The organism is Actinomadura chokoriensis (genome assembly GCF_039529475.1).
GTDB lineage: Bacteria > Actinomycetota > Actinomycetes > Streptosporangiales > Streptosporangiaceae > Spirillospora > Spirillospora bangladeshensis.
This window is the reverse complement of record NZ_BAAAMW010000012.1, coordinates 15798-29908: the sequence shown is the minus strand read 5'-3', so window position 1 is coordinate 29908 and position 14111 is coordinate 15798. Positions and strand designations below refer to the sequence as shown.

General features: G+C 71.8%; 12 protein-coding genes. 5 read left to right on the top strand and 7 right to left on the bottom strand.

Translation table 11 applies throughout. The features are described from left to right. Window positions 1-69 precede the first annotated feature (69 nt). The 3 genes from ABFX46_RS24560 to ABFX46_RS24550 form a co-directional block, all read right to left on the bottom strand. Complete coding sequence (locus ABFX46_RS24560) at window positions 70-1122, bottom strand: NYN domain-containing protein (protein WP_131940400.1); 1053 nt, start codon at window positions 1120-1122, stop codon at window positions 70-72. Window positions 1123-1239: 117 nt separating this feature from the next. Continuing rightward, a complete protein-coding gene (locus ABFX46_RS24555; protein WP_346045553.1) occupies window positions 1240-1482 on the bottom strand; it encodes an acyl-CoA carboxylase subunit epsilon in 243 nt (80 codons plus the stop codon). A gap of 28 nt (window positions 1483-1510) precedes the next feature. Continuing rightward, on the bottom strand, window positions 1511-3103 hold the full coding sequence (locus tag ABFX46_RS24550; RefSeq protein ID WP_346045552.1) for an acyl-CoA carboxylase subunit beta: 1593 nt from the start codon (window positions 3101-3103) through the stop codon (window positions 1511-1513). Window positions 3104-3235: 132 nt separating this feature from the next. On the opposite strand from ABFX46_RS24550, the gene ABFX46_RS24545 reads away from it, so the two are divergent. Further along, complete coding sequence (locus ABFX46_RS24545) at window positions 3236-5824, top strand: phosphoenolpyruvate carboxylase (RefSeq protein ID WP_346045876.1); 2589 nt, start codon at window positions 3236-3238, stop codon at window positions 5822-5824. A gap of 20 nt (window positions 5825-5844) precedes the next feature. On the opposite strand, the gene ABFX46_RS24540 is transcribed toward ABFX46_RS24545, so the two are convergent. Then, window positions 5845-7014 (bottom strand): right-handed parallel beta-helix repeat-containing protein, encoded by a 1170-nt coding sequence (locus ABFX46_RS24540; RefSeq protein WP_346045551.1) that lies wholly within the window; start codon window positions 7012-7014, stop codon window positions 5845-5847. 182 nt (window positions 7015-7196) lie between these two features. Between ABFX46_RS24540 and ABFX46_RS24535 the strand changes: the two genes are divergently transcribed. Then, on the top strand, window positions 7197-7649 hold the full coding sequence (locus ABFX46_RS24535; RefSeq protein ID WP_346045550.1) for an RICIN domain-containing protein: 453 nt from the start codon (window positions 7197-7199) through the stop codon (window positions 7647-7649). A 193-nt stretch (window positions 7650-7842) separates the two neighbouring features. Here the strand turns inward: ABFX46_RS24535 and ABFX46_RS24530 are convergent, their stop codons facing one another. Continuing rightward, window positions 7843-8616 (bottom strand): enoyl-CoA hydratase/isomerase family protein, encoded by a 774-nt coding sequence (locus ABFX46_RS24530; RefSeq protein ID WP_346045548.1) that lies wholly within the window; start codon window positions 8614-8616, stop codon window positions 7843-7845. An 81-nt stretch (window positions 8617-8697) separates the two neighbouring features. Here ABFX46_RS24530 and ABFX46_RS24525 point away from each other — a divergent pair, with 81 nt between their 5' ends. Then, window positions 8698-9555, top strand: a complete 858-nt coding sequence (locus ABFX46_RS24525) for a biotin--[acetyl-CoA-carboxylase] ligase (RefSeq protein WP_346045546.1) — start codon at window positions 8698-8700, stop codon at window positions 9553-9555. Window positions 9556-9678: 123 nt separating this feature from the next. After that, the gene (locus tag ABFX46_RS24520; RefSeq protein ID WP_346045544.1) at window positions 9679-10710 is read left to right on the top strand and encodes an adenylate/guanylate cyclase domain-containing protein; all 1032 of its coding nucleotides are present in this window, start codon (window positions 9679-9681) and stop codon (window positions 10708-10710) included. Window positions 10711-10714: 4 nt separating this feature from the next. Here ABFX46_RS24520 and bfr read toward each other — a convergent pair whose 3' ends face one another. Both bfr and ABFX46_RS24510 read right to left on the bottom strand, forming a co-directional pair. Continuing rightward, the gene (bfr, locus tag ABFX46_RS24515; RefSeq protein ID WP_163060180.1) at window positions 10715-11212 is read right to left on the bottom strand and encodes a bacterioferritin; all 498 of its coding nucleotides are present in this window, start codon (window positions 11210-11212) and stop codon (window positions 10715-10717) included. 97 nt (window positions 11213-11309) lie between these two features. Beyond that, a complete protein-coding gene (locus tag ABFX46_RS24510; protein WP_428831303.1) occupies window positions 11310-11597 on the bottom strand; it encodes a hypothetical protein in 288 nt (95 codons plus the stop codon). Window positions 11598-11900: 303 nt separating this feature from the next. On the opposite strand from ABFX46_RS24510, the gene glgX reads away from it, so the two are divergent. Then, on the top strand, window positions 11901-14087 hold the full coding sequence (glgX, locus tag ABFX46_RS24505; RefSeq protein ID WP_346045539.1) for a glycogen debranching protein GlgX: 2187 nt from the start codon (window positions 11901-11903) through the stop codon (window positions 14085-14087). Window positions 14088-14111 lie beyond the last annotated feature (24 nt).

Genomic DNA, 14111 nt, shown 5'->3' with positions numbered 1-14111 from the left:
GGCGGACGAACCACCGCGATCCGGGATGACCGGGGCAGCGTGCCCCCCGCGCCCCCGTGAAGGCGGCGGTCAGTCGGACTTGCCGATGCCGATGCCGAACTCGCGGTAGACGCGCTCCCAGAAGCCGTCCCGCAGCCAGGTGCGGGCCTCCTGGTACGGGCGCAGCGAGGAGCCCAGCTCCTTCTCGGCCTCGATCAGCAGCTCCTTGTCGATGACCGGCGGCAGGATCGGGCCGGGCAGCAGGTCGCGGATGTTGTCCCGGCCCCGCTCGAAGATCCACTTCTGCGCGACGTGCTCGCCTATCTCCAGCATGTGGTCGCGGTCGGGGCCGAGCTTGCCGTCGGCCTGCGCGGTGTTGTTCAGCGACGCGGCCACCGTGGCGGGCGTCACGGCCCCGGTCACCGGGACCCCGGGGCGGACGGCGGCGGGCACCGGCTTGACCGCGGGCGGCTTGCCCGCGAACACCTGCGACGGCGACGGGACGGGGTTGGCGCGCTGCGCGGCGGCCGCGGCGTCCTTGATGGCGGCGGCGCTGCCCGGCGCGGGCACCGGCAGCACCTTGGCCTTGGTGAAGTACGGGCGGAGGAACTCGGCGGGCAGCACCTCGACCGTGTCGGACTCCCATACCAGCCACTCGGCCTGGTTGGAGCCGTGCGTCGGCTCGACGCCCCACAGGTGCACGCGGACGCCGTAACGCTGCGCGGCCTCCACGGCGGGCAGCATGTCCTCGTCGCCGGCCAGCAGCACCGCGTCGGTGATCGCGCGGTGCCGGGCGAGGGCCTCCAGGTCGGCGCGCAGCTGCGCGTCCACGCCCTTCTGCTGCCCCTGCGCGTTCAGGTTGCCGAGCCGCAGCTTCACCAGCGGCAGGTTGGCGATCACGCGCTGGTCGACCGTGGGCTGCTTCTTTGGCGCCGCGTCGAACCAGTACACCCGCAGCAGCTCGCCGCGCCGCTGCTCGTCGGCGTGGTCGGTCAGAGCCTTGATCAGCTTCTCCGCGGCGACGCGGTACTCGCGCCGGGATCCGCAGCCGAGCAGCAGGGCACCGGAGGCCGCGTAGAGGTACCCCGCGTCGACGAAGATCGCGTATCGCGCGGGCTGGGCAACGTACTCCGAGGTGGCCATGGCCTTCCACCCTATTCGTGCGAAGGCCCCTGCTGGGCTCGAACCACGGTTACATGTCGCTTCTGACGGCCCGGCGGAGGCCCGCGCGACGGCGGGCCCGCGGCCGGGCGGACGGGGTCAGCGGGGCAGCCCGCTGGCCCGCCAGGCGCCCGGTCCGCGCGGTCCGAGGTCGCCCGCGAACGTGTTGCGGACGAGCCGGGAACGGTCCGCCCACCGGGACGGACGCGCCGGTCCGCCGCCGTCGCGGGCCGCGGCGGCGGCCCGGGCGCGGGCGGTGAGCACGGCGACCAGCGCCGCGATCTCGGCCGGGCCCGGGTCGCCCCGGACGATCTGCAGGAACGGCTTCTGCTCGGCGCTCACGAAACCTGACCTTCCGGGCGTGTCCGCATCACAGGGGGATGTTCCCGTGCTTCTTCGGCGGCAGCGTCGTGCGCTTCTCGCGCAGCGCGCGCAGCGCCCGGACGACCTGCCCGCGCGTCTCCGACGGCTTGATCACGTTGTCGATGTAGCCGCGCTCGGCCGCGATGTAGGGGTTGGCGAGCGTGTCCTCGTACTCGGTGATCAGCTCGGCGCGGCGGGCGTCCGGGTCGTCCGCGGCGGCGAGGTCGCGCCGGTACAGGATGTTCACCGCGCCCTGCGCGCCCATCACCGCGATCTGCGCGGTCGGCCACGCCAGGTTGACGTCGGCGCCGAGGTGCTTGGACCCCATGACGTCGTAGGCGCCGCCGTACGCCTTCCGCGTGATGATCGTGACGAGCGGGACGGTGGCCTCGGCGTAGGCGAACAGCAGCTTCGCGCCGCGCCGGATGATGCCGTTCCACTCCTGGTCGGTGCCGGGGAGGAAGCCGGGGACGTCCACGAACGTCAGCACCGGGATGTTGAACGCGTCGCAGGTCCGCACGAACCGGGCGGCCTTCTCGGACGCGTCGATGTCGAGCGTCCCGGCGAACTGCATCGGCTGGTTCGCGACGATCCCGACCGAGTGCCCCTCGACCCGTCCGAACCCGATGATGATGTTGGGCGCGAACTGCTCCTGGACCTCCAGGAACTCGCCGTCGTCCAGCACCCGCTCGATCGCGGTGTGCATGTCGTACGGCTGGTTCGGCGAGTCGGGGATGAGGGTGTCGAGCTCCTCGTCCAGCTCGGTCACGTCCACCGGCACGTCGAACGCGGGCGCGTCCGACAGGTTGTTGGACGGCAGGTAGGACAGCAGCGCCTTGACGTACTCGATCGCGTCGTCCTCGTCCGACCCCTGGTAGTGGGCCACACCGGACTTGGAGTTGTGCGAGTGCGCGCCGCCCAGCTCCTCCATCGTCACCTCTTCGCCGGTGACCGTCTTGATCACGTCCGGCCCGGTGATGAACATGTGGGACGTCTGGTCGACCATGACGATGAAGTCGGTGATCGCCGGCGAGTACACCGCGCCGCCCGCGCACGGCCCCATGACCAGCGAGATCTGCGGGATCACGCCGGAGGCGTGCACGTTCCGCTTGAAGATCTCCGCGTACAGGCCGAGCGCGACCACGCCCTCCTGGATCCGCGCGCCGCCGGAGTCGTTGATGCCGATCACCGGGCAGCCGGTCTTGATCGCGTGGTCCATGACCTTGACGATCTTCTCGCCGAACACCTCGCCGAGGGAGCCGCCGGAGACGGTGAAGTCCTGGCTGAAGATCGCGACCGGGCGCCCGTCCACCGTGCCGTGCCCAGTGACGACGCCGTCGCCGTAGGGCCGGTTCTTCTCCATCCCGAAGTTGGTCGAGCGGTGCCGCGCCATCTCGTCGAACTCGACGAACGAGCCGGGGTCGAGCAGCGCGTCGATCCGCTCTCGGGCCGTCATCTTGCCCTTGGCGTGCTGCTTCTCGACGGCGCGCGCCGAACCGGCGTTCACCGCCTCGTACCGGCGCCGCTCCAGGTCCGCAATCTTTCCCGCCGTGGTGTGGATGTCGAAGTCCACGGGCGGTTCAGGGGCTTCCATCGCCATGCCGGTCAGGGTAACCGCACGCTGATTCCGCGCACGCGGCCGGGTGCCGGTGACCGGGACCGGACCCGCCCCGGCACCGCTCGTTAGGCTTGTCGGGTGGCTACGAAGACGCGAGACACCTTTCGGCAGGACATGCCCGAACCGCTGCGCCGCGACGTCCGGCTGCTGGGCGCCATGCTCGGCGACGGGCTCGTGGAGTACGGCGGCAAAGAGCTGCTGGACGACGTCGAGCGGCTCCGCCACGCGGTGATCGCCGCCCGCCGCGGCGAGACGGGGATCGAGGAGGTCGCCGCCCTCGTCGACGGCTGGACGCTGGAGCGCGCCGGCCAGGTCGCCCGCGCGTTCACCGTCTACTTCCACCTGACGAACCTCGCCGAGGAGCACCACCGCATCCGGACGCTGCGCGAGCGCGACACCGGCGACACCGTCCCCGGCTCCGTCGCCGCCGCGATCGAGCAGATCGAGGCGTCCGGCGACGGCCGCCTCGACGGGATCGTCGAGGGCCTGGAGTTCCGGCCCGTCTTCACCGCGCACCCGACCGAGGCGCGCCGCCGCGCCGTCGTCACCGCGATCCAGCGGATCAGCGACCTGCTCACGCACCTGAACGAGGCGCCCGGCGCGTCCGAGCGGGAGGAGACCGAACGCAGCCTCCGCGAGGAGATCGACCTGCTGTGGCGGACGGCGCTGCGCCGGCACACCCAGCTCGACCCGCTGGACGAGGTCCGCACGGCGATGGCCGCGTTCGACGAGACGATCTTCCGGGTCGTCCCGCACATCTACCGGTCGCTGGACCGCGCGCTCGACGGCGCGGACACCGGGACCCGTCCGCCGAAGGCCCGCCCGTACCTGCGGTTCGGCAGCTGGATCGGCGGCGACCGCGACGGCAATCCCTACGTGACCGCGCAGGTCACCCGGGACGCCGTCATGATCCAGGCGGAGCACGTGCTGCGCGCCCTGGAGGCGGCGTGCGCGCGGATCGGCCGGGAGCTGACCGTCCACGAGATCACCACGCCCGCCGCGCCGGCCCTGCTGAACGCCGTCTCCGCCGCCCGCACCGCGCACCCGCGGCTGATCGGCGAGATCGGCAAGCGCTCGCCCGGCGAGCCGCACCGCCAGCTGCTGCTGTACGCCGCCGCCCGCATCGCCGCGACCCGCGAGCGCGACGCCGACCTGGCCTACGCGTCCCCGGACGAGCTGCTCGCCGACCTGCGCACCGTCCAGGACTCCCTCGCCGCGGCGGGCGCCGCCCGGCAGGCCTACGGCCGCGTCCAGCAGCTGATCTGGCAGGTCGAGACGTTCGGCTTCCACCTCGCCGAGCTGGAGATCCGCCAGCACTCCGAGCTGCACGAGAAGGCCCTGGCGGAGGTCCGCGCGGGCGGCCCGCGCTCGGAGATGACCGAGGAGATCCTCGACACGCTCCGCGTGGTGGCCTGGATCCAGGGGCGCTTCGGCGTCCGCGCCTGCCACCGCTACATCGTCTCCTTCACCCGCTCCGCCGAGGACATGGCGAACGTGCACGCCCTCGCCGCGTCCCTCGGCGACGGCGCGCCCGTGCTGGACGTGATCCCGCTGTTCGAGACCGGCGAGGACCTGGAGCACGCCCCCGCCGTCCTGGAAGGGATGCTGGAGATCCCCGCCGTGCGCCGCCGGCTGGACGAGACCGGCCGCCGCATGGAGGTCATGCTCGGCTACAGCGACTCCGCCAAGCAGCTCGGCCCGACGAGCGCGACCCTGCGCCTGTACGACACGCAGGAGGCCCTCGCCGCGTGGGCGGCCCGCCACGACATCACGCTGACGCTGTTCCACGGCCGCGGCGGCTCGCTCGGCCGCGGCGGCGGCCCCGCCAACCGCGCCATCCTCGCCCAGGCGCCCGGCTCGGTCGCGGGCCGCTTCAAGGTCACCGAGCAGGGCGAGGTCATCTTCGCCCGCTACGGCCACCGGGAGATCGCGCGCCGGCACGTCGAGCAGGTCACCAGCGCCGTCCTGCTCGCCTCGACCGACCCGGTCCAGGACCGCGCCCGCGAGGCCGCCGCCCGCTTCCGGCCCCTCGCCGACAAGATCGGCGACGCGGCGAAGGCGGCGTTCCGCGGGCTCATCGAGACCGACGACTTCGCGGTCTGGTTCGCGCGGGTCAGCCCGCTGGAGGAGATCTCCGAGCTGCGCATCGGCTCCCGTCCCGCCCGCCGCAAGGCCGCCCGCGGTCTGGAGGACCTGCGCGCCATCCCCTGGGTGTTCGCCTGGACGCAGACGCGCGTCAACCTCCCCGGCTGGTACGGCCTGGGCAGCGGCCTCGCGGCCGTCTCCGACGACGGCCGCGACCTGGCCGAGCTGCGCGAGGCGTACGAGGCGTGGCCGCTGTTCAACACCCTGCTCGACAACGCGGAGATGAGCCTCGCCAAGTCCGACCGGGCGATCGCCGAGCGGTACCTGGCGCTGGGCGAGCGCCCGGAGCTCTCCGAGACCGTCCTGGCCGAGTACGACCGCACCCGCCGCCTCGTCCTGGCGGTGACGGACCACGAACGCCTCCTGGAGAACCGCCGGGTCCTCTCCCGCGCGGTCGAACTCCGCAACCCCTACGTGGACGCCCTCTCCCACCTGCAGCTACGAGCCCTGAAGGCGCTCCGCGCGGGCGTGGAGAGCGACGAGGAGCGGGCCCACCTGGAAGACCTGCTCCTGCTCTCCGTGAACGGCGTGGCCGCCGGCCTCCAGAACACCGGCTGAGCGATGGCCTTCCGGCGGCCTCAGGTCTGCGGAGGCTGCCGGAAGCTCAGCCACTGGGGATTGATGTAGTTGAAGGAGGGGGCGGTGTTCCCGGACACCAGGATGTCGTTGATGGGCGCGTCCTGCGTATAGGCGGTGACGCCGACACCCCACCTTCCCGTCCCGCTGAGCGGCCCGACCGTGTTGCCGGTGATCTCCACGGTGGTGAGCGGATTCACGCCGGAGTTCGCACCCCGCACGTAAACACCGCCATGGCAGTCGGTGATCACATTGTCGCGAATGGTGAGCTGCTCGGTGTTGAACGGAGTGATCGCGTCCCATCGCGAGCCGGTCACCGTGTTGTTCTCGATCAGCACATGGGAATGGCGCACATTCGGGACGGCGGTATGTGAACCGATCAGCGCGCCCCAGCCCGGCTTGGAACCCGAGGGACCGCAATTGTTGCCCGTGACGTGGATGTCCGTGCAGGGGGTGTTGTCCTTGGCGCCGGCCCATGTATTGCCGCTGCCGGCGATGTCGAGCTGAACCGCCTCTCCGTGCCAGAGGCCCACGTCGGGAGCCGCGACCCAGCCGTACAGATTGCAGTTCTTCACGGTCGCGGTGCGCACGGCGTTCAGCTCGATCGCATGCCACCACTTCACGTTGTAGATGGTGATGCCGTCCAGTTCGACATTGGACGTGTGCTCCATCGTGATGACGTTCATCGCGGGGGCCGGCGCGGCGGTGTCGAAGTCGCCGCCCGTCACGCCCTGGAGGTAGTACCAGGTCGGATCCCACGAGCCGCCCGTGATCTTGATGTTCCCCGGCGCCGCATAGCCGCCCGTCGTCGCGCTGGGAACATGGTTGAGCACCATGGTGTGGGACGTCCCCGAGGAGACGAAGTTCGCGATGAAGCGGGCGTCCGCGGCGTCGAGCCAGGTGTTGCCGGGGACGACGAGGTTGGCCCGCAGGGTGTACCGGTGCCCCGGCTTGGCCCGGACGATCACGCGGCCCTCGGCGTCGCGCCCGGCCAGCCCGCAGATGCCGTTCGCGGCGTCGTCCAGGGCCCGGCGCAGCGCGACGACCGCACCGTCCTCGCCGCCCGGATACGGGTTGAGCTCCGGGGTGCGGGGATAGGCGGCCCACGCCGGCCCCGCCGTGGCGAACCCTCCGAGCACGGCCGCGCCGCCCGCTATTCCGGCCTTGAGCATATGACGGCGGCTCAGTGTCACGAGGGCTCCAATCGCCGATCCGCGCGGACGAAACCAGCATGATCAGAGCACCGACCGGAACGGAAAGTCAAGCAGTCGCCGTTTCCCCGCGGCGATCTTGACAGGCGCCGTTCTCCGTGCGACCGTCACCCCAGACGACGGCTTTACCGCATGGGGGACGAATGGACCGGCGCCTTGCGACTCCTTCGACGGTCTCTGCCGCCCTCGCGGCGGCCGGTCCGGCGCCGGGCCACTACCGCATCCGCAACTGGAACAGCGACAAGTACCTGGCGATCGGCAACAGCAGCACCGCGAACGGCGCCGCCGCGATTCAGTGGGAATACACCGGCAGCAACGGTCAGCTGTGGTACCTCAATGCCGACCGGAAAATCGTCAACGTCGCCAGCGGGAAATGCCTGGCGATCGGCAGCGGGAACCCCGACAACGGCATCCCGGTCGTCCAGTGGGAAGAACTCGACTCCGACTCCCAGCGCTGGATCATCGACCCGTCCACGGGCCTCATCCAGAACGTGCGGACGGGCAAGTACATGGCGGTCGGCAGCAGCAGCACGGAGAACGGCGCGCCGGTGATCCAGTGGGAGGCCACCGGCAGCGACGGCCAGCGCTGGTACTGACCGCCCGCTCCGAGGGCAGAAGCGGGCGCATGAAGTACGCGCCGCTGATCTGTGACGATGAGACGGTCTCGCCGTCCAACGAGGAGCGAGACCGTCGTGTCGGACGGCCCGCCTCAACCGCCGAGGGGGAGCTCGGGGACCGCGTTCCGGTCGTGGCCGTGGCGGCGGTAGATCTTGATCGCGCGCACCCGGCTCAGGCCCCCCAGTCGGGCTTGCGCTTCTCGTTGAAGGCGGCGATGCCCTCGCGGCGGTCGGCGGAGAAGGCGGCGGTGCGCCAGGCGTTCTCCTCCAGGTCGAGGCCGGCGTCCAGGCTGACGCCGGCGCCCTGGCGGAGGGCGCGTTTGGCGGCGCGGACGGCGACCGGGGAGTTCCGCGCGATCGCGGCGGCGAGGGTCAGGGCCTCCTCGCGGGCGCTGCCGGCCGGAACCTTGCGGTCTACCAGGCCGTAGGCCAGGGCCTCGTCGATGCCCAGCCGGCGGCCGGTGAAGACCAGGTCGGCGGCCTTGCCGGGGCCGAGGCGGCGGAGCGCGAGCTGGGTGCCGCCGCCGCCCGGGACCAGTCCGACGCTCACCTCGGGCAGGCCGAACACGGCGGTCTCGTCCGCGACGACCAGGTCCGTGGACAGGGCGAACTCGCAGCCGCCGCCGAGCGCGTAGCCGTGCACGGCCGCGACCACCGGCTGCGGGAGGTTCAGGACGCCGCCGAACGCGGCGCGGAAGACCGGGCGCTGCGCGAGGATCTCGTCGTCGGTCATCGCGTTGCGCTCCTTCAGGTCCGCGCCGACGCAGAACGCCTTCTCGCCCGCCGCGCTCAGCACGACCGCGCGGACGGCCGCGTCCGACGAGACCTCCGCGCAGACCCCGGCGAGGCGCCTCGCCATCGCGGTCGACAGGGCGTTGAGGGCCTCGGGCCGGTCCAGCACGATCTCCGCGACGTTCCCGTCGCGCCGCAGCGTCACACCATCCATAGGCCGCACCCTAACGACCGGCGGGCGGCTTCCCGGACGGGCGGCCCCAAGATCAGGGTCGCGGTGGGGTTGGATGGGTGTGTGGACTCAGCGTATGGAGATCTCGGACGGCCGCCGCTGCACGAGGGGGCGCTGCAGCGGGCGCTCGTCCGCGACGGCGGGCTGTGGCGGGAGATCCGGGTCGTGGACGAGACCGGCTCCACCAACGCCGACCTCGCGGCGCGGGCGGCGGAGGGCGCACCCGAGGGGACCGTGCTGGCCACCGAGCTGCAGACGGCGGGCCGGGGCCGGCAGGGCCGGACGTGGGCGGCGCCGCCGCGCTCCGGGCTCGCCTTCTCGATGCTGATGCGGCCGCAGGTGCCGGTGCAGCGGCTCGGGTGGGCGTCGCTGCTGACGGGCGTCGCGGTCGCCACGGCGGTCCGGAGGATGACCGCCTGGTCGCAGACGGGGGACCGGTTCCTCGGCGACAGGGAGGACACGGCCGTCGACGCCCGGCTCAAATGGCCCAACGACGTCCTCGTCGGCGACCGCAAGCTCGCTGGGATCCTCGTAGAGAAGGTCGAGGACGGCATCGTGATCGGCGTCGGGCTGAACGTCGGGCTGCGCGAGGACGAGCTGCCGGTGCCGACGGCGACGTCCCTGGCCATCGAGGGCGCGCCGCTGAGCGACCGGGCGCCGCTGCTGCGCGCGATCCTGCGCGAGTTCGCGACCTGGTACCGGGAGTGGACGGCGCTGGAGGGTGATCCGGAGACGAGCGGGCTGCGTACCGCCTACCGGGACCTGTGCACGACGCTCGGGCGCGAGGTCAGGGTGGAGATGCCCGGCGACCGGCGGCTGACCGGGACGGCGCGGGACGTGGACGGGACGGGCCGCCTGGTGGTCGAGGGGGCGGCCGGGGAGAACGCGATCAGCGCCGGAGACGTGGTGCACGTCCGGTGAACGGGGAACGAGGATTCCCGGTCCGGGCGTTGATCCGATTGCTGATCTGCGACGATATGTCCTGGTACCGAGTCATGACGCCGCCGCCCCGGCCCTGGGCACCGGCGGACTGAGGGGCGGAGAATGGCGGCCGGATTGCCCGATCCGAAGGAGATCGAGGAGCTCCTGCTCGGCGGTGAGCTGCGGTACAACCGCGTCCAGGCCGTCCGGCGGGCCGGGGTGTCCCGGGACTTCGCCGGCCGGATCTGGCGGGCGTTCGGCTACCCGTCCATGCCGGACGAGACGGTCGCCTACACCGAGGGCGACGTCGCGGCGCTGGACCGGCTCCGCAAGCTCGTCGACGACGGCATCCTCGACGAGGACGGCGTGATACGCCTCGTCCGGGCCTACGGGCAGACGATGACGCGGCTCGCGGAGTGGCAGGTCAGCCTGCTGCGCAGCATGCTCACCCCGGACCCGCACGACGTCCCGTCCGCCGAGGCGGTCGACACGGTCGTGGACATCGCGGAGAAGCACATCGGCGAGTTCGAGCCGCTGGTCGTGCACGCCTGGCGGCGCCAGCTCGCCGCGGCCGGGACGCGCGCCCTCGCCGCGGCCGCCACCCGCGACAACGGCGACCCGGCGGGCCGCCCGATGACCACCGTCGGCTTCGCCGACATGGTGTCGTTCACGCAGGTCAGCCGGGAGCTGGAGGAGATCGAGCTGGCCCGGGTGGTGGAGTGGTTCGAGGAGACCGCCGCCGACATCGTCGCCTCCTGCGGGGGCCGGCTGGTGAAGACGCTCGGCGACGAGGTGCTGTTCAGCGCGGAGGCGCCGGAGGTCGGCGCGGAGATAGCGCTGACCGTGGCGGCGGCCATCCAGGACGAGACCGAGGTCCCGGACGTGCGGGTCGGCGTCGCGCACGGCCCCGTCCTGCCGCTGATGGGGGACGTGTTCGGGACGACGGTGAACCTCGCCGCCCGGCTCACCTCGCTGGCCCGGCCGGGCTCCGTCGTGATCGACAGCGAGCTGGCCGCGCGGCTGGAGAACGACCCGGCCTACCAGGTGACGCGGATCGTGCGGCGCCCCGTCCGCGGCCTCGGCATCGTCCAGCCGTACGTGCTGCGCCGCAGGACCGGCCCGGCGCCGGGGGCCGCGGAGCCGGAGGAGCCGTAGCGGCTCAGTAGGCGCTGGGGCCGCTCTCGGTGGGCGAGTCGGTGAGGCGCTGCAGGTAGTTCTGCTCGCCGAGCGCCTGGACGAGGCTCAGCTCGGTCTCCAGGTAGTCGATGTGCTCCTCCTCGTCGGCGAGGATGTGCTCGAAGAGCCGCGCGGACGTGACGTCGCCGCGCGAGCGCATCAGCTCGATGCCGGGGCGCAGCCGGGCCACGGCCTCCATCTCGATCTCCAGGTCGGCCTTGAGCTGCTCGACGATCGTCTGCCCGATCCGCAGCGTGCCGATCTTCTGGTAGTTCGGCAGCCCCTCCAGGAACAGGATCCGGTTGGTGAGCCGCTCCGCGTGCCGCATCTCGTCGAACGACTCGTCGCGGGTGTGCTTGGCCATCCGCAGGAATCCCCAGTTCTCCTGCATCTTGGAGTGCAGGAAGTACTGGTTGATGGCGGTGAGCTCCGCGGTGAGCTGGTCGTTCAGCAGCGCGATGATGTCCTTGTCGCCTTCCATGCCCCCATGCTTCCATGCCGCCGGAGTTCAGGACAGCACTAACCCCCGCACGGCGCGTGTCCGCCTCCGGGGCGGGCCGTGCGGGGCCGCGGGCGTCTCAGGCGGCGGTCGGGGGCGCGGCTCCTTCGCGGGCGATGTCGGTGGCGATGCCGGTGGCGACCGGCGCGACCGGCGCGGAGGGCACCGCGGGGGCGGCCGGCGCGGCCGGTTCGGGGGACGGGGCGGGCATCAGCGCCCGGGGGCCGCCGGTCAGGGCGTCGGCCAGGTCGTCGGCCGTCCGGTACTGGCTGACCATGGTGTGGATGCGCTTGGTGCACATGCCGCAGCCGGGCTTGAAGCCGCATGCGGCCTTGACGGCCTTGGCGGTCGCGCAACCGCTCGCCATGCAGCCGTGAACGTCATCTTCCGTGATGGCGTTGCAGATGCAGACGTACATGCCGGTGGGAGACCTTCCGTGCGGCTGGAGCTGGCTCGGCGTGCCCGACCTCTCGTCCTTAGGTTGCCCTTATTGAGGTTAGGCATGCCTAAGGTAGCCCAAGCATGTCCGTTCTCGCCAGTGGGGTCCGGATCGGTGTGATCCACCCCTCACGGGGAAGGGCTTCCGGCGTGCGCCGCCGGGCCCCGGCCGCCGACCCCGCAGCCGGTCCCGCGACGCGCTCTGGACGCGGCGGGGACGGAGGGCGGGACAGTGGCACAGGTTTGGCCGGGCGACGCCTACCCCCTCGGGGCCCGGTTCGACGGCGCGGGGACGAACTTCGCCGTCTTCTCCGAGGCGGCCGAGCGGGTGGAGCTGTGCCTGTTCGACGGGCCTGCGGGCGCCGGCGAGGAGACGCGGCTGACGCTTCCGGAGGTGGACGCGTTCGTCTGGCACGGCTACCTGCCGGGCGTGATGCCGGGGCGGCGGTACGGCTACCGGGTGCACGGGCCGTACGATCCGCGGCGCGGGCTGCGCTGCAACCCGGCCAAGCTGCTGCTCGACCCGTACGCGCAGGCCGTCGAGGGCGAGGTCGACTGGGACGAGTCGTGCTTCGGCTACGACTTCGGCGACCCGTGGTCGCGCAACGACGCCGACTCGGCGGGCCACACGATGCGGTCGGTGGTGGTCAGCCCGTACTTCGACTGGGGGGACGACCGCCCGCCCCGGATCCCCTACCACGAGACGGTGATCTACGAGGCGCACGTGAAGGGGCTCACGGCGCGGCATCCGGAGATCCCGCCGGCGCTGCGCGGCACCTACGCGGGCCTGGCCCACCCGGTGATCACCGATCACCTGCGCTCGATCGGGGTGACGGCGGTGGAGCTGATGCCCGTCCACCAGTTCGTCCACGACGACGCGCTGACGAGCCGGGGCCTGCGCAACTACTGGGGCTACAACACGATCGGCTTCTTCGCCCCGCACAACGAGTACTCGTCGTCGGGGCAGCGCGGCGAGCAGGTGCTGGAGTTCAAGGCGATGGTGAAGGCCCTGCACGCGGCGGGCATGGAGGTGATCCTCGACGTCGTCTACAACCACACCGCCGAGGGCAACCACCTCGGGCCGACCCTGTCGTTCCGGGGCATCGACAACGCCTCGTACTACCGGCTCGCCGACGACGACCCGCGCTACTACATGGACACGACGGGCACCGGGAACAGCCTGCTGATGCGCAGCCCGCACGTGCTGCAGCTGATCATGGACTCGCTGCGGTACTGGGTGACCGAGATGCACGTGGACGGGTTCCGGTTCGACCTCGCGGCGACGCTGGCCCGCGAGCTGCACGCGGTGGACCGGCTGTCGGCGTTCTTCGACCTCGTCCAGCAGGACCCGGTGGTCTCGCAGGTGAAGCTGATCGCCGAGCCGTGGGACGTCGGCGAGGGCGGCTACCAGGTCGGCAACTTCCCGCCGCTGTGGACGGAGTGGAACGGCCAGTACCGCGACACGATGCGCGACTACTGGCGCGGGCAGCCGGGCTCGATGCCGGACTTCGCGTCCCGGCTGACGGGCTCGTCCGACCTGTACGCCGACGACGGCCGCCGCCCGATCGCCTCGATCAACTTCGTGACCTGCCACGACGGTTTCACGTTGAACGACCTCGTCTCCTATAACGGCAAGCACAACGAGGCGAACGGGGAGAACAACCGGGACGGGAGCGACGACAACCGGTCGTGGAACTGCGGTGTCGAGGGCACGACCGACGACCTCGACATCATCGCGCTGCGCGAACGCCAGAAGCGCAACTTCCTGACCGCGCTGTTCCTGTCGCAGGGCGTCCCGATGCTGCTGCACGGTGACGAGATAGGCCGCACCCAGGGCGGCAACAACAACGCCTACTGCCAGGACGACGAAATCTCCTGGGTCGACTGGACGGGCCTGCGCGACGACACGTTCTTCGACGAGCGGGGGCCGCTGCTCGACTTCGTCCGGCGGCTGTCCCGGCTGCGCACCGAGCACCCGGTCTTCCGGCGGCGCCGATTCTTCCTCGGCGACCAGCGGTCCAAGCGCGCCCGCAAGGCCGCGCGGCGCAAGGCGGACGCGGAGGCCGAGTCCGAGGTCCTGCCCGACCTGGTCTGGTTCACGCCCGGCGGGCAGGAGATGGCCGACAAGGACTGGTCGGCGGGCTTCAACAAGTCGCTGAACGTGTTCCTGAACGGCGACGCCATCAGCGAGCCCGACCCGCGCGGGCGCAAGGTCCGGGACGACTCGTTCCTGCTGCTGTTCAACGCGCACGACGGGGACCTGCCGTTCACGCTGCCGCCCGCCGTCTACGGGCAGATGTGGATCAAGGTGCTCGACACCGCCGACCCGCTGCTCGCCGAGGAGGAGTCGCCCATCGTGAAGGCCCGCGAGACCGTCCCGGTGGGCGCCCGCTCGATCCAGGTCCTGCGCCGCGTCTGAGGACGTCCATCCCATGCCCGCCGA